General features: G+C 73.9%; 17 protein-coding genes. 11 read left to right on the top strand and 6 right to left on the bottom strand.

Annotated features, from left to right (window positions below):
- Nucleotides 1-70 precede the first annotated feature (70 nt).
- The 4 genes from IE305_RS00115 to IE305_RS00130 form a co-directional block, all read right to left on the bottom strand.
- On the bottom strand, nt 71-982 hold the full coding sequence (locus IE305_RS00115) for an amino acid ABC transporter permease (RefSeq protein ID WP_190127249.1): 912 nt from the start codon (nt 980-982) through the stop codon (nt 71-73).
- The gene (locus IE305_RS00120) at nt 979-1,629 is read right to left on the bottom strand and encodes an amino acid ABC transporter permease (protein WP_190127250.1); all 651 of its coding nucleotides are present in this window, start codon (nt 1,627-1,629) and stop codon (nt 979-981) included. Before IE305_RS00120 ends, IE305_RS00115 begins: the two co-directional genes overlap by 4 nt.
- An 83-nt stretch (nt 1,630-1,712) precedes the next feature.
- Entirely contained in the window at nt 1,713-2,630 is a 918-nt protein-coding gene (locus tag IE305_RS00125; protein WP_190128136.1) for a glutamate ABC transporter substrate-binding protein, read from the bottom strand.
- A 167-nt stretch (nt 2,631-2,797) separates the two neighbouring features.
- Nucleotides 2,798-3,574: an amino acid ABC transporter ATP-binding protein gene (locus IE305_RS00130; protein WP_190127251.1), complete on the bottom strand. Its 777-nt coding sequence runs from the start codon at nt 3,572-3,574 to the stop codon at nt 2,798-2,800.
- Nucleotides 3,575-3,837: 263 nt separating this feature from the next.
- Here IE305_RS00130 and IE305_RS00135 point away from each other — a divergent pair, with 263 nt between their 5' ends.
- Together IE305_RS00135 and IE305_RS00140 are read left to right on the top strand one after the other, a co-directional pair.
- Nucleotides 3,838-4,548, top strand: a complete 711-nt coding sequence (locus tag IE305_RS00135) for a response regulator transcription factor (protein WP_190127252.1) — start codon at nt 3,838-3,840, stop codon at nt 4,546-4,548.
- Nucleotides 4,549-4,563: 15 nt separating this feature from the next.
- The gene (locus IE305_RS00140) at nt 4,564-5,976 is read left to right on the top strand and encodes a sensor histidine kinase (protein ID WP_190127253.1); all 1,413 of its coding nucleotides are present in this window, start codon (nt 4,564-4,566) and stop codon (nt 5,974-5,976) included.
- 38 nt (nt 5,977-6,014) lie between these two features.
- On the opposite strand, the gene IE305_RS00145 is transcribed toward IE305_RS00140, so the two are convergent.
- Nucleotides 6,015-7,013 (bottom strand): TAXI family TRAP transporter solute-binding subunit, encoded by a 999-nt coding sequence (locus IE305_RS00145; RefSeq protein ID WP_190127254.1) that lies wholly within the window; start codon nt 7,011-7,013, stop codon nt 6,015-6,017.
- A 133-nt stretch (nt 7,014-7,146) separates the two neighbouring features.
- Nucleotides 7,147-8,652 (bottom strand): M28 family metallopeptidase, encoded by a 1,506-nt coding sequence (locus IE305_RS00150; RefSeq protein WP_229890383.1) that lies wholly within the window; start codon nt 8,650-8,652, stop codon nt 7,147-7,149.
- Between the two features lie 241 nt (nt 8,653-8,893).
- Between IE305_RS00150 and IE305_RS00155 the strand changes: the two genes are divergently transcribed.
- From IE305_RS00155 to dapF, 9 genes are all read left to right on the top strand, one after another.
- Entirely contained in the window at nt 8,894-10,465 is a 1,572-nt protein-coding gene (locus tag IE305_RS00155; protein WP_190127255.1) for a TIGR02677 family protein, read from the top strand.
- Complete coding sequence (locus tag IE305_RS00160; protein WP_190127256.1) at nt 10,462-11,703, top strand: TIGR02678 family protein; 1,242 nt, start codon at nt 10,462-10,464, stop codon at nt 11,701-11,703. The genes IE305_RS00155 and IE305_RS00160 overlap by 4 nt, the downstream gene beginning before the upstream one ends.
- Complete coding sequence (locus IE305_RS00165; RefSeq protein WP_190127257.1) at nt 11,700-15,797, top strand: TIGR02680 family protein; 4,098 nt, start codon at nt 11,700-11,702, stop codon at nt 15,795-15,797. Before IE305_RS00160 ends, IE305_RS00165 begins: the two co-directional genes overlap by 4 nt.
- On the top strand, nt 15,794-17,107 hold the full coding sequence (locus IE305_RS00170; RefSeq protein ID WP_229890385.1) for a TIGR02679 family protein: 1,314 nt from the start codon (nt 15,794-15,796) through the stop codon (nt 17,105-17,107). Before IE305_RS00165 ends, IE305_RS00170 begins: the two co-directional genes overlap by 4 nt.
- Nucleotides 17,104-18,627 carry a tRNA (N6-isopentenyl adenosine(37)-C2)-methylthiotransferase MiaB gene (gene miaB / locus IE305_RS00175; protein ID WP_190127259.1) on the top strand — a complete coding sequence of 508 codons (1,524 nt, stop codon included), beginning with the start codon at nt 17,104-17,106 and terminating at the stop codon, nt 18,625-18,627. The genes IE305_RS00170 and miaB overlap by 4 nt, the downstream gene beginning before the upstream one ends.
- Before the next feature lie 94 nt (nt 18,628-18,721).
- Nucleotides 18,722-19,441, top strand: a complete 720-nt coding sequence (locus IE305_RS00180; RefSeq protein WP_190127260.1) for a class III extradiol dioxygenase subunit B-like domain-containing protein — start codon at nt 18,722-18,724, stop codon at nt 19,439-19,441.
- Between the two features lie 589 nt (nt 19,442-20,030).
- Nucleotides 20,031-20,969 carry a tRNA (adenosine(37)-N6)-dimethylallyltransferase MiaA gene (gene miaA, locus IE305_RS00190; RefSeq protein WP_190127262.1) on the top strand — a complete coding sequence of 313 codons (939 nt, stop codon included), beginning with the start codon at nt 20,031-20,033 and terminating at the stop codon, nt 20,967-20,969.
- 107 nt (nt 20,970-21,076) lie between these two features.
- Nucleotides 21,077-21,553 (top strand): hypothetical protein, encoded by a 477-nt coding sequence (locus IE305_RS00195; protein WP_190128138.1) that lies wholly within the window; start codon nt 21,077-21,079, stop codon nt 21,551-21,553.
- An 82-nt stretch (nt 21,554-21,635) separates the two neighbouring features.
- A complete protein-coding gene (gene dapF / locus IE305_RS00200; RefSeq protein ID WP_190127263.1) occupies nt 21,636-22,526 on the top strand; it encodes a diaminopimelate epimerase in 891 nt (296 codons plus the stop codon).
- Nucleotides 22,527-22,532 lie beyond the last annotated feature (6 nt).

The following is a 22,532-nucleotide window of genomic DNA, read 5'->3' on the forward strand; positions in this document are numbered from 1 at the left end:
TCCCGCCACGGCGCGCCGGACGCGTGCGCCCCGTCGGCCCGGGAGGCCCGACGGGGCGTCATGTCCACCGCTACTGCGCCGTGGTGCCCCCGCCCGCGCCGGAGCCGCCGTGGCCGCCCGGGTCCGTCACGGAGCCCGACTCGCCCACCACCGGGGCCATCGCCGGCGCCGCGCCCTTGCGGGAGCGCTGCGTGCGCCGTTCGACCCAGGTGGCCAGCGACGACAGCGCCAGGCACAGCAGGATGTAGATCGAGCCGAACACGATCACCATGGGGATGAAGGCGTAGACGCCGTTCACCGGCTGGGTCTGCTGCGCGAACGACTTGCCGACGAACAGCAGTTCCTCGTAAAGGATGATGAATCCGAGAGAGGTGTCCTTCAGCGTCACCACCAGCTGGCTGATGATGGACGGCAGCATCGACCGGACCGCCTGCGGGATCAGGACGCTCGTCATCACCTGCGTCTTGCGCAGCCCCAGCGCGTACGCCGCCTCGCTCTGCCCGCGCGGCACCGCGTTGATGCCGGACCGGAAGATCTCCGCCTGCACCGAGCCGTTGTACAGCGTCAGCCCGATGACCAGCGCCCACATCTGCTGCGTGGTGAACACCGCCGCGTACAGCAGGAAGATCATGATGAGCAGCGGCATGGCGCGGAAGAACTCCACGACCACCGTGGCCGCCCAGCGCACCGGCCGGTGGTCCGACAGCCGGGCCGCCGCCAGCACCGCGCCCAGCACGAGGGAGAAGACGGCGGCCAGGGCGAACGTCTTCAGCGTCGTCAGCAGGCCGTCGAGGATGCGCTGCTGGGTCTCGGTGTACTCGTAGTCGTCCCACAGGCCCGCCTGGAACTGCCCCGTCACGTCCAGCCGGTGGACGAGGAAGGCGATCAGGCCGAGGATCGCCACGGTGGACAGGACGCCGTAGACGCGGTTGCGGACGCGGGCCCGGGGGCCGGGGACGTCGTAGAGGACGCTGCCGCTCATCGGGCCACCGCCAGCCTGCTCTCCAGCAGCCGGAACAGGCCGCTGATCGCGAACGTGATGATGATGTAGCAGATCGCGATCCAGAGGAAGATCACGAAGATGTTGTAGCCGGAGTCGGCGTTGAGGGTCTTCTGCACCGAGCCCAGCTCGGAGACGTTGAAGCCCGAGGCGATCGCGGTGTTCTTGGCCAGCGCGATCAGCAGGCTGCCGATGGGCGGGATCGCCGTCCGCGCCGCCTGCGGCAGCACGATCTGGCCCAGCGTCTGGCCGAAGGTCATGCCCAGCGAGCGGGCGGCTTCCGCCTGGCCGACCGGCACGGTGTTGATGCCCGACCGGACGGCCTCGCATATGAAGGCCGAGGTGTAGCAGCCCAGGGCCATCACGGCCAGCCAGAACGAGTCCCAGCCCTTCAGGCCCAGCGCGGGCAGGCCCAGAGTGACGGCCAGGAACAGCAGCACCAGCGGGGTGTTGCGCAGCAGCGTCACCCACGCCGTGCCGAACGCCCGCAGCGCGGGCACCGGGGAGACGCGGAACGCCGCGACGACCGTACCCAGCACCAGGGCGAGCAGAGCGCTGAGCGCCGTCAGCTCGACAGTGCCCAGGAATCCTTCGCGGAACAGCGCGAAGTTGTCCGACAGAACGTTCACATCAAGTCTCCGGGAATCGCGTGGCGGTCATCCGGTCCCGGCCGCCCGCACGGGCGGCCGGGCGCCGCTCGTCAGCGCTGGGTTCAGTAGCGCTCGATCGCGGGCGGGTTGGGCGCCTGGGAGCCGGACTTGCCGAGCGTGGCGTCGAACGCCTTCTTCCAGTCGCCGTTCTGCATGTGGGCCTCCAGCGCCTTGTTCACCGCCTCGCGCAGGGCCGTGTCCTCCTTCTTCAGGCCCACGCCGTAGGGCTCCTTGGAGAACGTCGTCTCGGTGACCTTCAGTGCGCCCTTGTTCTCGGCGGCGTAGCCCTTGAGGATCGCGTCGTCCGTCGTCACCGCGTCGACCGAGCCGTTGACCAGGTCCTGCACGCACAGCTGGTAGCCCTGCTGGGCCTTGGCCTCGGCCACGCCGTACTTGGGGTCCTTGATGCGCTTCAGCGGGGTGGAGCCGGTCGCCGAGCAGACCTTCTTGCCCTTGATGTCGTCCGGGCCCTTGATGTCGCTGTCGGCCTTCACCAGGAGGGCCTGGCCGGCGATGTAGTACGGGCCGGCGAAGCCCACCTGCTTCTTGCGCTCGTCGTTGATGGTGTAGGTGCCGACGTAGAGGTCGACGCCGCCGCTGGCGATCTGCGTCTCGCGGGCCTCGGAGGGCACCGTCTTGAACTTGATGTGGGCCTCGTCGAAGCCCAGGTCGGCGGCGATCATCCGGGCGATCTCGACGTCGAAGCCCGAGCGCTTCTTGGTGCCGGGGTTCTCGTAGCCCAGCCCCGGCTGGTCGGCCTTGGTGCCGATGGTGATCGTCTTGCCCTTGATCTTCTCGAAGACCGGCGAGTCCTTGACGTCGGCAGCGGTGTTGACCTTGTAGCTGGACGCGGGGGCCGAGGAGCTGTCGCCGCCCTTGTCGCCCTTGTCGTCGGGGCTGCCGGACTTGCCGCAGGCGGTGGCGGTCGCGGCGAGCGCCAGCGCCACGACGGCAGCGGCGGCGGCGTTGCGGAGCTTCATGGAGGACATCGGACATCCTTTGCTTCTGCGGATGCTGCTGCGTACGGGGGTGGCATACGGGGCGGGCGTACGGGGTGCACGGGCCGTGCGGGGTGTGCGGGCCGTACGGGATGTACGGGCGTACGCGCCCGGGGCGTGACGGGACGGGCCGCGTGCCCGGGCCCGGGTCAGTGGTGCAGGATCTTCGACAGGAAGTCCTTGGCGCGGTCGCTGCGCGGATTGCTGAAGAACTGGTCGGGCCGGGCCTCCTCGACGATCCGGCCGTCGGCCATGAAGACCACGCGGTTGGCGGCGGAGCGGGCGAAGCCCATCTCGTGCGTGACGACGACCATCGTCATGCCGTCCCGGGCGAGCTGCTGCATGACCTCCAGCACCTCGTTGATCATCTCCGGGTCCAGCGCCGACGTCGGCTCGTCGAACAGCATGACCTTGGGGTCCATGGCCAGCGCCCGGGCGATCGCCACGCGCTGCTGCTGCCCGCCGGAGAGCTGCGCGGGGTACTTCCCGGCCTGGGCGCCCACGCCGACCCGGTCCAGCAGGGCGCGGGCCTTCTCCTCGGCCGCCTTCCGGTCCTTCTTGCGGACCTTCACCTGCCCCAGCGTCACGTTCTCCAGCACCGTCTTGTGCGCGAACAGGTTGAACGACTGGAACACCATGCCGACGTCGGCCCGCAGCCGGGCCAGCTCCTTGCCCTCCTGGGGCAGCGGCCGGCCGTCGATGGTGATGGTGCCGGAGTCCGTGGTCTCCAGCCGGTTGATGGTCCGGCACAGCGTCGACTTGCCCGACCCCGACGGACCGATGACGACGACGACCTCGCCACGGGCGATCGTCAGGTCGATGTCCTGGAGCACGTGCAGCGCGCCGAAGTGCTTGTTGACCTTGCTCAGGACGACCAGTGCCTCCGCGGCCCCCGCCGCGTCCTTGGTCACCGATATCTCGCTCATCGGCGTTCCTCGCTCCGTCCTCCTCGATTGGGAGGACCCTAATGAGCCGCAACGACCAACGTCATTACATCTGAGCTGAAATTGAGCATAACGATCGGGACTCAAACGGACACTCTGCGTCAACGGAGTGCCAGGGTCTTACCGGAGTACCGGCTGCATAACAGAAGGCGTCCCACCGGCGGAGAACCCTTGACGCGCCGGGTGCCCATCGGGATGGATGCGGGGGTGCCGCAGCCCACCCCAGAGTCGTCCGGAGGAGGCCGATGAGACTGCTGCTCGTGGAGGACGACGACCACGTCGCCGCGGCCCTGTCCGCCGTGCTCGGCCGGCACGGGTTCGACGTCACGCACGCCCGGAGCGGCGACGAGGCCCTGCGGGCCCTGCTGCCCGACGACGGGGCCCCGCCCTTCGGCGTCGTCCTGCTCGACCTCGGGCTGCCCGACCAGGACGGCTTCGAGGTGTGCGGCCGCATCCGCAAGCGCACCTCGACCCCCGTCATCATGGTGACCGCCCGCTCCGACACCCGGTCGAAGATCCACGGCCTCAACCTCGGCGCCGACGACTACGTCGTCAAGCCCTACGACACCGGTGAGCTGCTCGCGCGCATCCACGCCGTCGCCCGGCGCACCCCGCCCGCCGGACCGCCCCCCGGGCCCCCGGTGGGCACCACCACCGGCCCCGGAGCGCTGCGCCTGGGCCCCCTCACCATCGAGGTGCCCACGCGGCGCGTCAGCGTCGACGGCACCGCCGTCCCCCTCACCCGCAAGGAGTTCGACCTGCTCGCCCTCCTCGCCCAGCGGCCCGGCGTCGTCTTCCGCCGCGAACAGATCATCAGCGAGGTCTGGCGCACCAGCTGGGAGGGGACCGGGCGCACGCTGGAGGTGCACATCGCCTCCCTGCGCTCCAAACTGCGCCTGCCCGCCCTCATCGAGACGGTGCGCGGCGTCGGCTACAAGATCGTCATCCCGGTGTAGGGGCTGCGTCGGCCCGTGCGCACCCGCCTCCTCCCGCTCCTCATCGTCCTGATGGCGGGCGTCCTGCTGGCCCTGGGCTTCCCGCTCGCCGGCGGCATGGCCGCCGTCGCCCAGCAGGAGGTCGTCGTCGACCGCATCGACGACACCGCCCGCTTCGCCGCACTCGCCCAGTACGTCACCACCTGGCCGACCGGGATCGACGGCCCCTCCGACGAACGCCTGATCACCCTCAACTGGGAACTCGCCCGCTACCACGAGCTGTACGGCATCAACGCCGGCGTCCTCTACCGCGACGGCACCGCCATGTCCGCCGCGCCCGTCGACTGGCGTCCACGGCCCGGCAGCGCCACCCACGACGCCTTCCAGGAGGCCCTGGCGGGGCGGCGCAGCCACGACCCGGGCCAGGTGTGGCCCTGGCAGCGCGGCCGGCTCACCGTGGCCTCGCCCGTGATCCGCGACGGCGACGTCGTCGCGGTCGTCGTCACCGATTCGCCCACCGGCCCGCTGCGCGCCCGCATCCTGCACGAGTGGCTGGTGCTGGCCGCCGGGGAGACGGCCGCGATGCTGCTGGCCGTCGGGGCGGCCTTCCGCCTCACGGGGTGGGTGCTGCGCCCCGTACGGACCCTGGACGCCGCCGCCCACGGCATCGCCACCGGCCGGCTCAACTCGCGCGTCGCCGCCGACAGCGGCCCGCCCGAACTGCGCCGGCTCGCCCGGTCGTTCAACGAGATGGCCGACAATGTGGAGGACGTGCTGGAACAGCAGCGCGCCTTCGTCGCCGACGCCTCGCACCAGCTGCGCAATCCGCTCTCCGCGCTGCTGCTCCGCATCGACCTGCTGGCCCTGGACCTGCCCGACGGGCACACCGAGGTCGACTCGGTACGGACCGAGGGCAAACGGCTGGCCCGCGTCCTGGACGACCTGCTCGACCTGGCGCTCGCCGAACACGCCGCCGCCGACCCGCAGCTGACGGACATCGCCGAACTCGTCGCCGACCGGATCGGCGCCTGGTCGCCCGTGGCGGACCGGGAGGAGGTCGCCCTCGCCTGCACGGGGCCGGCCGCGGTCACCGGGTGGGCCGACCCGATCGCCCTGTCCAGCGCCCTGGACGCCGTGATCGACAACGCGCTGAAGTTCACGCCCGCCGGGTCCGGCGTCGAGGTCGGCGTCGAGGTCGTGGGCGACCGCGTCCACATCACCGTCGCGGACGAGGGGCCCGGCCTTACCGAGGAGGAGCTCACCCGCATCGGCGACCGCTTCTGGCGCAGCAACCGTCACCAGAACGTGTCCGGCTCGGGCCTGGGCCTGTCCATCTCCCGCGCCCTGCTGGCCTCGGGCGGCGCCACGCTCTCGTACGCGCGGAACGAGCCCACCGGCCTGCGCGCGACGATAGCGGTGCCCCGCCAGGAGCCGGCGGCGGGCGCCTGAGCCGGGCGGTCCGCGCCGGCCGGTCCGCGCCGGCCGTCTCACGGCTTGACCGAGACGTAGTAGCGGCGGGCGCCCTCGTGCAGGGGCAGCGGGTGGGTGAATATCGCCGAGCGCAGATCCACCTTCTGCGCGGCGTGCACCACCGTGCCGATGCGGTCCCGGCTGCGGATCACCGTGCGCGTGACGCTCTCGGCGAGGTCCGGATCGGTGTCCTGCACGGTGACGAGCAGGTTGGCCACGGCGATGGTCTTCACCACCTGGCTGGCGTTCAGCTCGGGATAGGCGTCCGCCGGCATCACGGCCGCGCGGTAGTACTGCGTCAGCCGCCCCAGCGAGTGCAGGGGGCCGACGAGGTCGCCGAGCTGGACCAGTCTGATGGGCGTGCGCCGCCCCAGCGCCTGCACCGCGTTGGTGGGCAGGCCGCCCGACCAGAAGAACGCGTCTATCTCGCCCCTGGCCAGCAGCTCGGGCATCCGGTCGATGCCCACCCGGACGGCGACGATGTCCTTGCCGAAGTCCAGGCCGGCCGCCTGCAGCAGCCTGCGCGTGATCAGCTGGACGCCGGAGGCGTCCGACCCCACCCCCACCCGCAGCCCGCGGAGGTCGCGGGCCGACTGCACCGGGGAGTCCCTGCGCGTCACCAGCTGCATGTAGTCGTCGTACAGCCGGGCGCACGCCCGCAGCCGGTCGGCGCCCGGCCGTCCCTCCTCCAGGTAGGCGGCCACGGCGTCGGCAGTGGCCAGCGTGAAGTCGGCCCGGCCGCCGGTCAGCCGCTGGAGGTTGTCCAGCGAGCCCTGGCTGTGACTGAGCCGTACGTCGAGGGCGGGCAGGTCGTGCGCCAGGTCCTGCTTGAGGAGGTCGCCGTACTTGGCGTACACGCCGGTCGGCACGCCCGTCGCCACCGTGATCCGCCCGCTGGGCGGGGGCGGCTCGTCCGGCGGCGTCAGCCACCACAGCAGCAGGGCGAGGACGGCAGCGGCCACCGCGCCCACCTCCAGGACGCGGCGCCTGCCCGGAGAGGTCATGCGCGAAGCCATGGCCGGGATCCTGCCAGCCCCGCCCGGCCCCGGCCAGGCCTGTGGAAAACTCACCGCCGCGACCGGTGGACGGTGGTCACCTGCGGCCCGTGGGGCAGGCGTGGGTGACGGCCGTCCCCGGCCGCGGGCCGGCTCAGTGCCCGGCGGGCTCGGTCAGCGAGCTCAGGTCGTGGGCGTAGATGCCGACGGTGTGGGCGATCACGTCGATGTTCGTGTCGAACGACTTCAGGTCGATGTTCTTCAGCGTGTCACCGGCCCCGTGGTAGTTCGGGTCGTACGCGGCGCCCGCGGTGCCGCCGAAGCGCGCCGCCTGCTCGGGGGTCTTGATGCCCTCGGCGCCGGTGAAGGTGCCGCCCGCGGGGATGCCGGCCGCGATGAACGGCCCGTAGTCGGAGCGGCCGTCGAAGTCCGTGCCCTCGTGGGGCGTGCGGCTGCGGTCGAGGAAGCCGTTGATCAGCCGCTCGATCTGTGCGGAGCCCTGCGGGCCGGGGCCCTCGCCCTTGTGGTCCGAGTCGTCGCCGTCGTAGACGAACTCCACCGGGTTCGGCGAGGCGATCATGTCGAAGTTGAGGTACAGCGCGATCTTCTTGCGCTGCTTCTCGTCGAGGCTCGCGACGTAGTGCTCGGAGCCCAGCAGGCCCAGCTCCTCGCCGGACCACCAGGCGAAGCGCACCTTGTTGGCGGGGCGGTGGCCGGGCTTGCGGAGCTCGTCGCCGAGCTTGAGCGCGACCTCCAGCAGGCCGGCGGAGCCCGAGCCGTTGTCGTTGATGCCGGGGCCGGCCGGAACCGAGTCGAGGTGGCTGCCGAGCGCCACCACGTGGTCGGCGCTGCCGCCCTTCGTCTCGGCGACGACGTTGCGCGTCTGCCGCTTGAGGGCCTCGGTCCGCACGTCCAGCGTGACGGTCACGGGGCCCTTGGCGACCGCCGCGGCCAGCGCCTCGCCGTCGGCCAGCGAGATGCCGCCGGCCGGGATGTGGGCGTTCTCCGGACCGCCGACCGAGCCGTGCACGGGAGTGGTGCCGGAGTGGTTGTAGAGGATGAGGCCCACGGCGCCGGCCTTGGCAGCGACCTCCTCCTTCTGCTTGAAGGTGCACGAACCGCGCTTGACCAGTGCGATCTTGCCCGCGAACGAGCCCGACGCGTAGTCGTCCAGGTCGCAGCCGGGCGTCTCGTCCACGCGCGCGGCGGCCAGCGGGGCGGTCAGGCCGCCCTCGGGGGTGGACTTGCTGAAGTCGTAGGCCGCGACCTTGATCTCGCGCTGCCCGGGAGAGACGACGGTCAGCTTCTCGCGCAGCGTCTTCGACTCGTAGAAGTCGAAGTCCTGGTACGAGACGTCGTAACCGGCCTTCTTCAGCAGCCGGTAGACGTATTCGGTCGAGGCCTTGTGGCCGGGCGTGCCGGCGGCACGGTTGCCGCCGTTGGCGTCCGCGATCTGCTGGAACGCCTGCAGATGACGGTAGGCGCCCTTCGCGGACGACGCCTTGACCAGCTTCTTGGCGAGCCGTTCGGCCTCTCTGTGCTGCTGCGACGAAGGCGTGGGCCGGGCCTGCGCGGGCGCGGCGGCGGTGAGCAGCAGGGGAGTGGCGACGGCGGTCGCGGCGAGAGCCGATATCGCCCGCCGGCGGGAAGGTAGGCGCACGGGGGTCCTTTCGGGCGTGGGACCGCCGGGATGACGGTGGTCCGGCACGGTTCGGGAGCGGTCGTGGGGCGACCGCGGTCGGAGGGACAGTAATCGAGACCACCACGGCGGCGGCAGGGGTTTTCCACGCCCCGACACAAGATCGAAACGCCCTGGACAAACCCCTGACGGGCGCCTGGCCTTGTGAGATTCCCGTCATCCGCCGCCCGCGCCGGCCTCCGTCGGAAAGAATGACCGGGCGATGACCTCGATGCCCGAGCCCCAAGAGCCCGCCGTTTACGCGCCGTTCGCCTACCTCGCCGCGCCCGACGCCGCCCTGTACCGCCGGACCATGCAGACCTTCCTGGCGGCGAAGCAGCGCTTCGCGGTGCACCTGCGCCCCGAGGACGTGTACGCCGCCCTGCCTCCCGACGAGCGTCCGGCCGGGCTCGAAACCGTCGTGAAGAAGCTCGACAGCCTCGTCGGGTGGGGCAACCTGCGCGCCGACCCCGACACGGCGCGCGTGACCGCCGTCGAGGACTTCTACCGCAAGAGGTTCGTCTACCAGCTCACCCGGGCCGGCGAGGCGGCGGAGGAGGCCCTGGGCACGTACGACGAGGCACTGGGCCGGCGCGGGGCGTTACAGGCGGTCGCCCTGCAGGACATCGTCACCCAGCTGCGGGCCCTGCTGGTCCTCGCCGCCGAGGACGACCCCGACCCCGCCAAGACGTTCCTCACGCTCGACACGCTGAGCAGCCGCTTCGCGGACCTGGCCGACAACGCCCGGGCCTTCATGGGCTCGTTGCAGCGCACCATCGACCTGTACGACGTCGAGGAAGAGGCCTTCCTCGCCTACAAGGACCGGCTCATCCAGTACCTGGACCGGTTCATCCACGACCTGATCACGCTCGGCGCGCGCATCGCCCAGCTGATCGCGGAGCTCGAGGACCGCCAGGTCATCGGGCCCCTGCTGCGGGTCGCCGGCGCCCGTGAGGCGCTCGACGCCGCCCCGGAGGACGCCGAAGCCGCCGAACGCGAGGCGTACGACCGGTGGCGGGAGCGGTGGGCCGGGCTCTCCGCCTGGTTCGTCGGCCGGGACGGGCGCGAGTCACAGGCACGGCTGCTGCGGGGCCGTGCCCTGGGAGCGATACCCCAGCTCCTGGCGGTCGTACGGTCGCTGAACGAGCGCAGAGCCGGGCGCTCCGACCGGTCCGCCGACTTCCGCACCCTGGCCCGCTGGTTCGCCGAGGCACCCGACGACGACGCCCGGCACCGCCTCTGGCGCACCGCCTTCGGGCTCTCCTCCGCCCGCCACCTGACCGTCGACGCCGACAGCCTCGCCGCCCGCACGGCCCACCCGGTGCCCGCCGCCACACCGTGGGCGGACGCCGAACCCTTGCGCATCAGCCCCCAACTGCGCCGCACCGGCAGCTACGAACGACGCGGCAGGCCCCGCAAGGTCGAGGACCGCTCCGAGGCGCGCCGCTACTTGGCGGAGATCGCCGCCAAACAGGCGGCCGAGACCGCGGCGGCCCGGGCACGGCTCGCCACGGACGGCCCGGTCCGCCTGTCGGCGCTGGGCGGGCTGGACCCCCTCTCCTTCGGCCTGTTCCTCCAGCTCCTCGGCGACGCCCTCGCCACCTGGCGGCCCGGCATGACCCACACCACCGCCACCAGCAACGACGGTTCCATGGAGATCCGCCTCCGGGCGCTCGACGACGGAACGACCGCCGAACTCGTCACCCCCGGGGGAACCTTCCGGGGACCCGACCACGTTGTGGAGATCACCGACCTGACGGAGACCGGCAGGTCCGAGGGGGACGGCAGCCGATGAACTCACCACTCGCAGAGGTACTGGACGGGCAGCACGCCGCGGAGCTGCGCAAGGCGGCGCGGGCCCTCCTCAAGGAGCCGCTGCTGCGGGCCCACGGCCCCCAGGCGGACGGCTTCCGGCTCGTACGGCGCCACGCCGCCGAACTGCGCGAGTGGTTCGACCGCAATACGGGCTGGGGCCTCCGGGCGGACGCCGGGACCGCACGGCTGCTGAAGACCCCCGGCTCCCTCGACGGGCCGCTGCACCCCGCCCGCGACGCCACCCGGGCCGGCGCTCCCTTCACCCGGCGGCGCTACGTCCTGCTCTGCCTCGCCCTCGCCGTGCTCGAACGGAGCGAGGCCCAGATCACCCTCGGACGCCTCGCCGACCACGTCGTCCTGGAGGCGGGCGACCCTCACCTGACGGCCGCCGGCATCCACTTCACCCTGGACCGCCGGGACGAGCGCCTCGACCTCGCCGCCGTCGTCCGCCTGCTGCTCGGCCTCGGCGTCCTGCGACGCGTCGCCGGGGACGAGGAGGCGTACGTCAGCGGCGCCGGAGACGTCCTGTACGACGTCGAGCGACGCGTCCTGGCGGGGCTTCTCGCCGCCCGCAGGGGCCCCTCCACCGTCGTGGCCGCCACGCTGGACGAGCGGCTCGCGGAGCTCGTCGCCGAAACCGCGCTGGACAGCGACGACCTGCGGTTCCGGGCCATGCGCCACGCGCTCACACGCCGCCTCCTGGACGACCCGGTGCTCTACTACGACGAGCTGACCGACGCCGAACTCGCCTACCTCACCCGGCAGCGCGGCTTCCTCACCGCCCGCATCACCGAACTCACCGGCCTCGTCGCCGAAGTGCGCGCCGAAGGCATCGCCATGGTGGACCCCGACGACGACCTGACCGACGTCCGCATGCCCGAACAGGGCACCCACGGCCACGTCACCCTGCTGCTCGCCGAACGCCTCGCGGCGGCCGGCACGCCCCTCACCACCGGCGACCTCCGGCAGACCGTGCGGGAACTGGCCGCCGAGCACGCCGGCTTCTGGTCGAAGTCGGCCAGGGAACCCGGGGCGGAGGGCGAACTCGTCGAGCAGGCCCTCGGCAAGCTCGCCGCGCTGAAACTCATCACCCGGCAGGGCGACCAGGTGGCCGCACGGCCGGCCCTCGCCCGCTACGCCGTCGGCGAGGCCGTCGTCGAACCCCGCACCGCCCGCGCCCCGCGCACGCCCCACCAGCGAAAGGCGAACCAGCGTTGACCGCCCTCCCCGTCCCCGCACGCTCCCGCTGGCAGCCCCTGCGCATCGGGCTCGTCGACCTGTTCCACTACGACGCCGAGGAGTTCCCCTTCCGCGACGGGCGGCTCCTGCTGCGCGGCAACAACGGCACGGGCAAGTCCAAGGTGCTCGCCCTGACCCTGCCCTTCCTGCTGGACGGCGACCTCACCCCGCGCCGCGTCGAGCCCGACGGCGACCCCGGCAAGCGCATGGAGTGGAACCTCCTCCTGGGCGGCGAACACCCCCACCCCGAGCGACTCGGCTACACCTGGATCGAGTTCGGCCGCCGCGACGACACCACCGGCGAGGAACAGTTCCGCACCCTCGCCTGCGGGCTCAAGGCCGTCGCCGGGCGCGGCATCGCCCGCCACTGGTACGTGGTGACCGACCAGCGCATCGGCAAGGACCTCAGCCTCCTCGACGCCACCGGCACCGCACTGTCCCGCGACCGGCTCGCCGAGGCCGTCGACGGCCACGGCCTCGTGTACGACCAGGCCAAGGCCTACCGGAGGGCCGTCGACGAGGCACTGTTCGGACTGGGCGAGCAGCGGTACGCCGCCCTGGTCGACCTGCTCATCCAGCTCCGCCAGCCGCAGCTCTCCAAACGCCCCAACGAAGCGGCCCTCTCCCGCGCCCTCACCGAGTCCCTGCCGCCCATGGACCAGCGGGTGATCGCCGACGCGGCCGAGGCGTTCCGCTCCCTGGACGAGGAGAAGGAGGAACTGCGCGCCGCCGCCGAGGCCGAACGCGCCGCCTCCGCGTTCCTGGAGCACTACCGGCGCTACGCCCGGATCGCCTCCCGCCGGCGCGCCCGCCTGCCACGTACCGAGCACTCCCGGTACGAGCGCCTGCAACGGGACCTCGCCGAGGAACAGGAACGCAAGGAGGAGGCGGAGCAGAGCCGGGCGGCGGCCGCCACCGAGACGGCGACCCTGGAGGAGACGGAGACCCGGCTGCGGGCCCAGGACGCCGCCCTGCGCGAAGGCCCGGAGATGCGCAGCGCCCGCGAACTGGAGCAGGCGGCCGCGGAGGCCGACCGCGCGGCGAGAGCCGGGCAGCAGGCCGGGAACGACCGGGAACAGGCCGAGAGCGCCCACCGACGGGCCCTGGCACGGCTGGCAGCCGCGGAGAACCGGCTCGCCGCGGCCGGGCGACAGGCCGCCGCGGTCCTCGACCGCGTGCACGAGTCCGCCCGGCACGCGCGCGTCACCCTCCCCGAGGAACCGACGCGCGAGACGGCCGAGGAGGCGACGGACCGCAGGAGCCGCACCCTTACGCACGTCGAGCACCTGGCGGACGAAGCGGACCGCGCGGCACGCGCGCGTGACGAGGAGGCCCGGCGGCTCGACGAGGCGGAGTCCGACCTCACCCAGGCCGCCGACGAGGAGGACCGCGCCCAAGAGGCGGTCCGGTCCGCCGGCACCGCCCTGCTGGACGCCGTACGGCAGCACGCCCGGGGATGCCGCGAACTGGCCTGGCCCGATCCGGCCGTGCTGCTCGACGAGATCCAGGAGTGGACCCGGCACCTCGACGGGCCCTCGCCCGCCCGCACCCACGCCCGGCACGCCCACAGCGCCGCGGCGTCCGCGCTGGCCGACGAGGCGGCGGCCCTCGCCCACCACGCGGCCGCCCTCACGGCACGCCGGCGCGACACGGAACAGGAACTCGCCCGCCTCGAAGCCGGAGGACAGCGCGGCCCCGAGGCGCCGTACACCCGTACCCCGGGCCTGCGCGACCGCACACCCGGCGCCCCCTTGTGGCGACTGGTCGACTTCCGCGACGTCCTCGGGGACGGCGAACGCGCCGGGCTGGAGGCCGCACTCGAGGCGTCCGGGCTGCTCGACTCCTGGGTGCGCCCCGACGGCACCGTCCTCGACCCGGACGGCCACGACGTGCTGCTCGCCCCCGGCACCGAGCCCGTCCCCGGGCCGTCCCTCGCCATGGCACTGTGCCCCGCCGTCGACCACGGCGACGCCCGGGCCGCCGGCATCGGCGACAGCACGGTGGCCGGACTCCTCGCGGCGATCGGCCTGGGGGAGAGGGCCGACGCCGGCACGTGGGTGGCGCTCGACGGCCGGTTCCGGATCGGTGCCCTTACCGGCCGGTGGGCGAAGCCCGCCGCGGAGTACGTCGGCGAGGGAGCCCGCGAAATGGCCCGCCGCGCCCGCATCGGCGCCCTCCACGGCGAACTGGCCCGGCTCCAGGAGGAACTCACGGCCGCGTCCGCCCGGGCGGACGCCGTGGCGGACCGGCGCCGCAGGCTCGACGCGGAACTGGCCGCCGTACCCGACGACGGCCCGCTCCGCCAGGCGTACGCGCGGGCGGCCGCCGCCACCGCGACCGCCACCCGGACCCGCGCCCGGCGCGACGAACGGGCCAAGGGCTTCGCCGAAGCGGCGGAGGCGGCCGAGCGGGCCGCCGCCGAACGCGACACGACCGCCGCCGACCTCGGGCTCCCCGCCGACCGCGAAGGGCTCGCCGCCGTGCGCCGCGCGCTCACCGCCACGGCCCTCGGCCTCGCCGACCTGTGGCCCGCCCTCCGGGAGCGCGGCGAGGCGCTCCGGCAGGTGGAGGACGAACGCGACGAGACCGGCCGGACGGGACAGCGCAGCGCCGACTTCGCGCAGCGTGCCGAGGAAGCGGTCCGCGCCGCTGCCGCCGCCGAGGAACGCCACCTCACCCTGCGCTCCACCGTCGGCGCGGCCGTCGCCGACCTCGAACGCCGCCTGGCCGGCAACGCCGCCGCACTGCGCGAGTGCCGCGCCGGACAGCGCCGCGCCCGCGAGCGGCACACCGAGGCCGACCGGCGGGCCAGCCGCGCCGAAGGCCGCATCGAGGAGCTGACGCGCGGGCTCGGCGAGGCCGCCGCCGCCCGCACCGAGGCGATCGCGGGGCTCCAGCGGTTCACGGCCACCGGGCTGCTGACGGTCGCCCTGCCCGACCTGCCCCTGCCGCCGCAGGGCGACGGCCCCTGGGCGGCCAGCCCGGCCATCGCCCTGGCCCGCTCCGTCGAGACCCACCTGGCCCGGACGGACGACTCCGACGGAGCCTGGGAACGCGTACAGCGGCGGCTCAGCGAAGAACTCAAGACCCTGCAGGACGCCCTCTCCCGCCACGGGCACAGCGCGTCCGCCCGCATGGTCGAGGACGGCATGGTCGTCGACATCGTCTACCAGGGCCGGGAACGCGGCGTGCCCGACCTCGCCGCCGCACTCGCCGTCGAGGTCGGCGAGCTCACCCGCATCCTCTCCGCGCACGAGCGGGAGATCCTCGAGACCCACCTCGTCACCGAAGTGGCGGGAACCCTCCAGGAACTGATCGGCGCCGCCGAGCGCCAGGTCCAGGCCATGAACAACGAGCTGGAGGAGCGCCCCACCTCCACCGGCATGAAGCTGCGCCTGGTGTGGCGCCCCTCGCGCAAGGCCCCCGCCGGCCTCGCCCGGGCCCGCGAGCGCCTGCGCCAGTCCGCCGACGCGTGGACGCCGGAGGACCGGGCCGCGGTCGGCGAGTTCCTCCAGGAGCAGATCGCGCAGCAGCAGACCGGCGACGCCGCCGGCAGCTGGCTCGAACACCTCACCGCCGCCCTCGACTACCGGGCCTGGCACGAGTTCGGCATCGAGCGCCGCCAGCAGGGCCGCTGGGTCCCGGCCACCGGGCCGGCCTCCGGCGGCGAACGCGTCCTCGCCGTCTCCGTGCCCCTGTTCGCCGCCGCCTCGTCGCACTACGCCAGCGCGGGCAACCCGCACGCCCCGCGCCTGGTCATGCTCGACGAGGCGTTCGCCGGCGTCGACGACGACTCGCGCGCCAAGTGCCTCGGCCTGCTGCACGCCTTCGACCTCGACGTGGTGATGACCAGCGAGCGCGAGTGGGCCTGCTACCCGCAGGTCCCCGGCATCGCCATCGCCCAGCTCTCCCGCGTGGACGGCGTCGCCGCCGTCCTGGTCACCCGCTGGGAATGGGACGGGGCCGCGCGCTCGCGCCAGGAGGAACCGGCCCGCTCCGGGGGATGGGCGCCAGGGGAGTGGCCCCCCGGGGAGACGGGTTCCGCCGACACCCAGGAGTCGCTGTGGGCGTGAGCACCGGGCCGCCGGAGGAGGCGGTCGACCTCGGACGGCTGCGGCGGCTGCTCGGCACCCCCGACCTCGCCTGGCTGGTCGAGCGCACCAGGCGGCGCATGGAACGCGAGCAGCCCCTCACCGGGTCCGTGTCCCTGGACCGGCCCACGGAGGCCCAGCGCCTGGCGGCCGAGCGCCTGCTGGGCCGGGCACCGCGCGGCGGCCGCTCGCTGTCCGTCCGGCTCGACGCCGTCGACGCCGTCCTGCGCCGCTCCGGCATCAGCCCCGCCGGCCTCGCCACCGCCGTCACCGCCCTCACCGGGCCCGTCACCCGGCTCGGCCAGGCCCGCCGCGACGCCTCCCGGGCCTGGGAGCAGGCCTACGAGCCGCTCCACGCCCTCGGCGGCGACCTGCCGCGCCTCCGCGCCTGGACGGACCGGCTGCGCGCCGACGGCCTCGTGCGGCGCCTCGCCCGCGACCCCGCCGCAGCCCGCACCCTGCTCGACAGCGCCGCCCGCGTCCTGCGGGAACTGCCGGCCGACCCCGCCGTGTCCCTGCCCGCCTTCGCCGCCCGGGTGACCGGCAGTGCGCACGCCCTGGACGACGGCACCCCCCTGGCCACCCTGACCCTGTCGGGCATCCGCGCGCTCACCGGCTTCCCCGACGGCAGCGGCGCCGAGTGGCGGCGCGACGCCTGGGCCTCGGCGGGGCTGCTGCGCGACGAGCTGTCGTCGACCGTCCTCACCCTGAACCTGCGCGGCACCCCCGCGCTCGACTGGGCGGCCGGCCAGGGAGAGCCCTGCGTCCTCACCCTCCGGCAGCTCGCCCGCGCGCCCCTTCCCACCGCACCGCCGGTGGTGCACGTCTGTGAGAACCCCGCCGTCGTGGCGGCCGCCGCCGACGCCCACGGGCCCGGCTGCCCACCGCTGGTCTGTCTCCAGGGCCAGCCCTCCGCGGCCGCCGTCACCCTGCTGCGGCACCTGCACGCGGGCGGTACGACGCTGCTCTACCACGGGGACTTCGACTGGGGCGGCATCCGGATCGCCGCCGCGCTGCTCCGCCGCGTGCCGTGGCGGCCATGGCGCTACGAGGCCGGCGACTACGTGGCCGTCGCCGGTACGGCGCGCTCGCTGCCGCCCCTGGCCGGGGCACCGGCCGAGGCGCCCTGGGACCCGGCGCTGGCGCCGGCCATGGCGGAGGCCGGGGTGCGGGTGGAGGAGGAAGCGGCCCTCGGCCTCCTCCTCGGCGACCTCGCCCCCGAAGGCCGTGGCGGCCGGGGAGTGCGACGGCGCGCGGGGGGTGGTTCGCGCGCCGTTACCCTGGAGGAATGACCAGCATCGACCGGAGCCGAGACGTGGGCGCAACCAAGAGCTACGAGATCCGCACCTACGGGTGCCAGATGAACGTCCACGACTCCGAGCGGCTCTCCGGCCTGCTGGAGGACGCGGGGTACGTCCGCGCGCCCCAGGGCGCCGCCGAGGGCGAGGCGGACGTCGTCGTCTTCAACACCTGCGCCGTGCGCGAGAACGCCGACAACAAGCTCTACGGCAACCTGGGCCGGCTCGCGTCGGTCAAGGCCCGGCGGCCCGGCATGCAGATCGCCGTGGGCGGCTGTCTTGCGCAGAAGGACCGCGACACCATCGTCAAGAAGGCGCCGTGGGTCGACGTCGTCTTCGGCACGCACAACATCGGCAAGCTGCCCGTCCTCCTGGAGCGCGCCCGCATCCAGGAGGAGGCGCAGGTCGAGATCGCCGAGTCGCTGGAGGCGTTCCCCTCCACGCTGCCCACCCGCCGCGAGAGCGCCTACGCGGCCTGGGTGTCGATCTCCGTCGGCTGCAACAACACCTGCACCTTCTGCATCGTGCCCGCGCTGCGCGGCAAGGAGAAGGACCGCCGTCCCGGCGACATCCTCGCCGAGGTCGAGGCGCTGGTCGCCGAGGGCGTCACCGAGATCACCCTGCTCGGCCAGAACGTCAACGCCTACGGCTCCGACATGGGCGACCGCGAGGCGTTCTCCAAGCTGCTGCGCGCCTGCGGCGCCATCGAGGGCCTGGAGCGCGTCCGCTTCACCTCCCCGCACCCCCGCGACTTCACCGACGACGTGATCGCGGCGATGGCGGAGACCCCGAACGTCATGCCGCAGCTGCACATGCCGCTCCAGTCCGGCTCGGACACGGTCCTCAAGGCGATGCGCCGCTCGTACCGGCAGGAGCGCTTCCTGGGCATCATCGAGAAGGTCCGCGCGGCCATGCCGGACGCGGCCATCTCCACGGACATCATCGTGGGCTTCCCCGGCGAGACCGAGGAGGACTTCGAGCAGACCATGCACGTGGTGCGCGAGGCCCGCTTCGCGCAGGCCTTCACCTTCCAGTACTCCAAGCGCCCGGGCACGCCGGCCGCCGAGATGGAGGGCCAGATCCCCAAGGAGGTCGTGCAGGCCCGCTACGAGCGGCTGGTCGCCCTCCAGGAGCAGATCTCCTGGGAGGAGAACAAGAAGCAGGTCGGCCGCACCCTGGAGGTCATGGTCGCCGAGGGCGAGGGCCGCAAGGACGACGCCACCCGGCGCCTGTCCGGCCGCGCCCCCGACAACCGCCTGGTGCACTTCACCCGGCCCGAGGAGCCGGTGCGCCCCGGCGACATGGTGACCGTCGAGATCACCTATGCCGCCCCGCACCACCTGCTCGCCGAGGGCCCCGCCCGGGGCGTGCGGCGCACGCGCGCGGGCGACGCCTGGGAGAAGCGCAGCGCCGCCGCTGCCGAGAAGCCCAAGGGCGTCATGCTCGGCATCCCCTCCATCGGCGCCCCTGCTCCCACCCCCGCCCCGGCGGGCGCGGGCTGCGGCTGCGACTGAGCACCGATGCACTGATCACCACCCGTCCCCGACGGGCCCGGGGCCCACGCCGTCCTCGCTGACGCGTGGGCCCCGTTGTCAGTAGGCTGCGGCCATGCTCGTCGCCGCTGCCGTATGCCCCTGCCCGCCGCTGCTCGTCCCCGAGGTCGCCGCGGGCGCCGCGCCCGAACTGGACGGGGTGCGGGCCGCCTGCCTCGACGCCGTGGCCGTCCTGGCCGCCTCCCGGCCCGCCCGGCTGGTCGTCGTGGGGCCCGGCGGCCCCGGCGAGCCGGAGCTGTTCCCGCAGGGCTCCCCGGGCTCGTTCCGCGGCTTCGGCGTGGACCTGGACGTCCGGCTGGGGCGCGGCGGCACGGCGGCCGGTACGGGCGGCAAGGCGCTGCCGGCGGCCCTGGCCGTGGCCGCGTGGCTGCTGGAGCGTACGGAGTGGGCCGTGGCGCCGGTGGAGGGCGTGGCGGTCGGGGACGCGCTGGAGAGCGGGCGCTGCCTGGAGCTCGGCCGCGAGCTGGCGGCCGGCGACGAGCGGATCGCCCTGCTGGCCATGGGTGACGGCAGTGCCTGCCGCACGCTGAAGGCTCCGGGCTACCTGGACGAGCGTGCCGAGCCGTTCGACGCCGGTACGGCGCGGGCCCTGGGAGCCGCCGACGCCGCCGCGCTGGCGGCGCTGGACGCGGGCCTGGCCCGGGAGCTCCAGGCGGCCGGCCGGGCGTCCTGGCAGGTGCTGGCGGGCGCGGGCGAGGGCGCCGGGCTGCGCGGCCAGTTGCTGGCGGACGAGGCGCCGTACGGCGTCGGGTACCACGTGGCGGCCTGGTCGTAGCGGCGGCGCCCGGGGAGGCGCGGGCCGGCGGGGTGCAGCGACGGCCGTGGAGCCGTGCTCCACGGCCGGTCGCCGACGAGGGTCAGGCCGCTCCCGCGGGCCTTCCCGTGGTCTGCTCGTCGGCGGGCCGCGCGGCTGTCACGCTGCTTGCACGCTACTTGCGGGCGCCCTCACCGGCCTCGCTGTCGGCCGCCTTCTCCGCGGACTGCTGCTTGGGGATGTCGACCTCGGCGGCCTCGTCCGTGGCCTCCTCGGCCCGGTCCTCGGCCACGGCCTCCTCCGGCTTGGCCCCGTCCGTCTCCGCGGCGTCGGTGGATTCCGCCGTCCGGGTGGCAGTCGCGGCCTCTTCCGTTGACGTGGAGGACGTCGAGGACGACCTACGGAGAATCCTTGAAAACACGCCCATATCTACTCCATTACCTTACTGGTGTGAGCGAGATCCCGGGTCGTCCGGGGCGTCCCCGGAGGCCGTTCCCGGCCCCCGGTCCGTGAACCGGCTCTCGGAACCTCGCAACAGGCAACGAACCCACCGTCGTCCCGTCACGTCGCTCGTTCGTGGGGCACTCGGGAGGTTTGGGAGACTGATGGGGTGAGAAACGCAGCTCCCGCACCCAGGGTCATCGCCGTCGTCGGCGCCACCGCCGCCGGCAAGTCCGACCTCGGCGTCGCCCTCGCCCGGCACCTGGGCGGCGATGTCATCAACGCCGACTCCATGCAGCTCTACCGCGGCATGGACATCGGCACCGCCAAGCTCACGGCGGCCGAGCGGCAGGGGGTCCCGCACCACCTGCTCGACATCTGGGACGTGACGGTGACCGCCAGCGTCGCCGAGTACCAGCGGCTGGCCCGCGCGGAGATCGACCGGCTGCTGGAGCGCGGGCGCGTACCGATCCTGGTGGGGGGCTCCGGCCTCTACATCAAGGGCACCATCGACGCCATGGACTTCCCCGGCACCGACCCGGCCGTCCGCGCGCGGCTGGAGGCCGAGCTCGAGGAACAGGGCCCCGGCGCCCTGCACGCCCGGCTCGCCGCCGCCGACCCGGCCGCCGCCCACGCCATCCTGCCGGGCAACGGGCGCCGCATCGTGCGCGCGCTGGAGGTCATCGAACTGACCGGCCGTCCCTTCACCGCCAACCTGCCCGGCGAGGAACCCGTCTACGACACGCTGCAGATCGGCGTGGACGTGGAGCGCCCGGAGCTGGACGAGCGCATCACCACGCGCGTGGACCGCATGTGGGAGGCCGGGCTCGTGGACGAGGTCCGCGCGCTGGAGCGCGAGGGCCTGCGCGAGGGGCGCACCGCCTCGCGCGCGCTGGGCTACCAGCAGGTGCTCTCCTTCCTGGCGGGGGAGTGCAGCGAGGACGAGGCGCGCGCCGAGACCGTGCGCGCCACCAAGCGGTTCGCACGCCGTCAGGACTCCTGGTTCCGCAGGGATTCGCGTGTCCACTGGCTGAGCGGCGCGGCCGCCGACCGGGCGGAACTCCCCGGGCGAGCGCTGGCGTTGGTCGAACGGGCGGTTACAGCCTGATCACGTGATGGCATCGGGACGCCCCGCGCGCCCTGCGCGCCTGCTCCGACGTGCCATCATCGAGCTTCGATCGAGCCGTGAAGTCCGAGTTGGGAGGGCGCGTGGCGATGGAGGCCGGCCCTCGTGACCGACAGCAGCGGCCGCCGCGCGGGGGACCCCTCCCGGCGACGGCCGGGGGCGACCCGGAGACGCTGACACCGGACGGCCCGGAGGACACCGCGGACGAGGTGACCGGCGGCACGGCCCCGGCGTCCTTCCGCGAGCTCCGTCCGCCGCGCCGGTTGCGCGCCTGGCAGCTCGCTCCGATTGTCATGCTCGCCGCGATCGGGTCGCTGATGTTCGCCTTCCCGCTCGCCTTCGAGTTCGGCGACGGCGGCCCCGTGGTGGCCATGCTGGGCCTGCTGCTCAGCTGCTGCGCCGCCGGCTGGGGCGTGATGGCCGCCCGCCGGGTCGGCTACACGTGGCCGGGGCTCCCGCCGCGCGGCTCGGGCCGCCGGCCCGACTGGCGATACGTCGCCGCGTACACCGTCCTCGTCGCCCTGCTCGCCGTGCTGGCCGTCTGGCGGGTGGCCCGGCTCCGCTGAGCCCGCCGGGGCCACCGCCCTGCCCGGGGGTCGCCCGCCGCCCGCGGGAGGCCTGCGAGGGGGCACCCGTACCATCGGAGACGTGAGCACCGCACCGATCGAGTTCCTCAAGGGTCACGGCACCGAGAACGACTTCGTGATCATCCCCGACCACGACGGCCGCCTCGAGCTGTCCCCTGCCGCCGTCGCCCGGCTGTGCGACCGCCGCGCCGGCCTCGGCGCCGACGGCGTGCTGCGCGTCGTGCGCTCCGCCGCGCACCCCGAGGCCCGCGCGATGGCCGGCGAGGCCGAGTGGTTCATGGACTACCGCAACAGCGACGGCAGCGTCGCCGAGATGTGCGGCAACGGCGTCCGCGTCTTCGCCCGCTACCTCCAGCACGCCGGCCTCGTGGGGGAGGGCGACCTCGCCGTCGCCACCCGCGCGGGCATCCGCCGCGCCCACATCGCCAAGCCCGGCCCCGACGGCCAGCCCGGCGACGTCACCGTCTCCATGGGCCGCGCCGCCCTCCCCGAGGGCGAGGTGACCGTCACCGTGGACGGCCGCAGCTGGCCCGCGCGGAACGTCAACATGGGCAACCCGCACGCCGTCGCCTTCGTCGACGACCTGGCCCACGCCGGCAAGCTGTTCGACGCCCCCGCCGTCACCCCCGCCTCCGCCTACCCCGAGGGCGTCAACGTCGAATTCGTGGTCGACCGCGGCCCCCGCCACGTCGCCCTGCGGGTACACGAGCGCGGCTCCGGCGAGACCCGCTCCTGCGGTACGGGCGCCTGCGCCGTGATGGTCGCCGCCGCCCGCCGGGACGGCGCCGACCCCGCCGTCCTGGGCCACCCCGTCACGTACACCGTGGACGTCCTCGGCGGCCGGCTCGTCATCAGCGAGCTCCCCGACGGCACCGTCGAGATGACCGGCCCCGCGGTGATCGTCGCCGAGGGCGTCCTGGACGCCTCCTGGGCGGCCCGGGTCCTGGCCTGACCGCCG

The sequence above is a fragment of the Streptomyces mashuensis genome, assembly GCF_014654785.1.
Taxonomy (GTDB): domain Bacteria; phylum Actinomycetota; class Actinomycetes; order Streptomycetales; family Streptomycetaceae; genus Streptomyces; species Streptomyces mashuensis.

What these genes read in the sequence shown, in the direction of transcription:
- IE305_RS00195 (WP_190128138.1), top strand. Translation starts at nt 21,077, where the DNA reads ATGGAGGCCGGCCCTCGTGACCGACAGCAGCGGCCGCCGCGCGGGGGA.
- IE305_RS00160 (WP_190127256.1), top strand. Translation starts at nt 10,462, where the DNA reads ATGAACTCACCACTCGCAGAGGTACTGGACGGGCAGCACGCCGCGGAG.
- IE305_RS00145 (WP_190127254.1), bottom strand. Translation starts at nt 7,013, where the DNA reads ATGGCTTCGCGCATGACCTCTCCGGGCAGGCGCCGCGTCCTGGAGGTG.
- IE305_RS00130 (WP_190127251.1), bottom strand. Translation starts at nt 3,574, where the DNA reads ATGAGCGAGATATCGGTGACCAAGGACGCGGCGGGGGCCGCGGAGGCA.
- IE305_RS00180 (WP_190127260.1), top strand. Translation starts at nt 18,722, where the DNA reads ATGCTCGTCGCCGCTGCCGTATGCCCCTGCCCGCCGCTGCTCGTCCCC.
- miaB (WP_190127259.1), top strand. Translation starts at nt 17,104, where the DNA reads ATGACCAGCATCGACCGGAGCCGAGACGTGGGCGCAACCAAGAGCTAC.
- IE305_RS00155 (WP_190127255.1), top strand. Translation starts at nt 8,894, where the DNA reads ATGACCTCGATGCCCGAGCCCCAAGAGCCCGCCGTTTACGCGCCGTTC.
- IE305_RS00125 (WP_190128136.1), bottom strand. Translation starts at nt 2,630, where the DNA reads ATGAAGCTCCGCAACGCCGCCGCCGCTGCCGTCGTGGCGCTGGCGCTC.
- IE305_RS00135 (WP_190127252.1), top strand. Translation starts at nt 3,838, where the DNA reads ATGAGACTGCTGCTCGTGGAGGACGACGACCACGTCGCCGCGGCCCTG.
- IE305_RS00115 (WP_190127249.1), bottom strand. Translation starts at nt 982, where the DNA reads ATGAGCGGCAGCGTCCTCTACGACGTCCCCGGCCCCCGGGCCCGCGTC.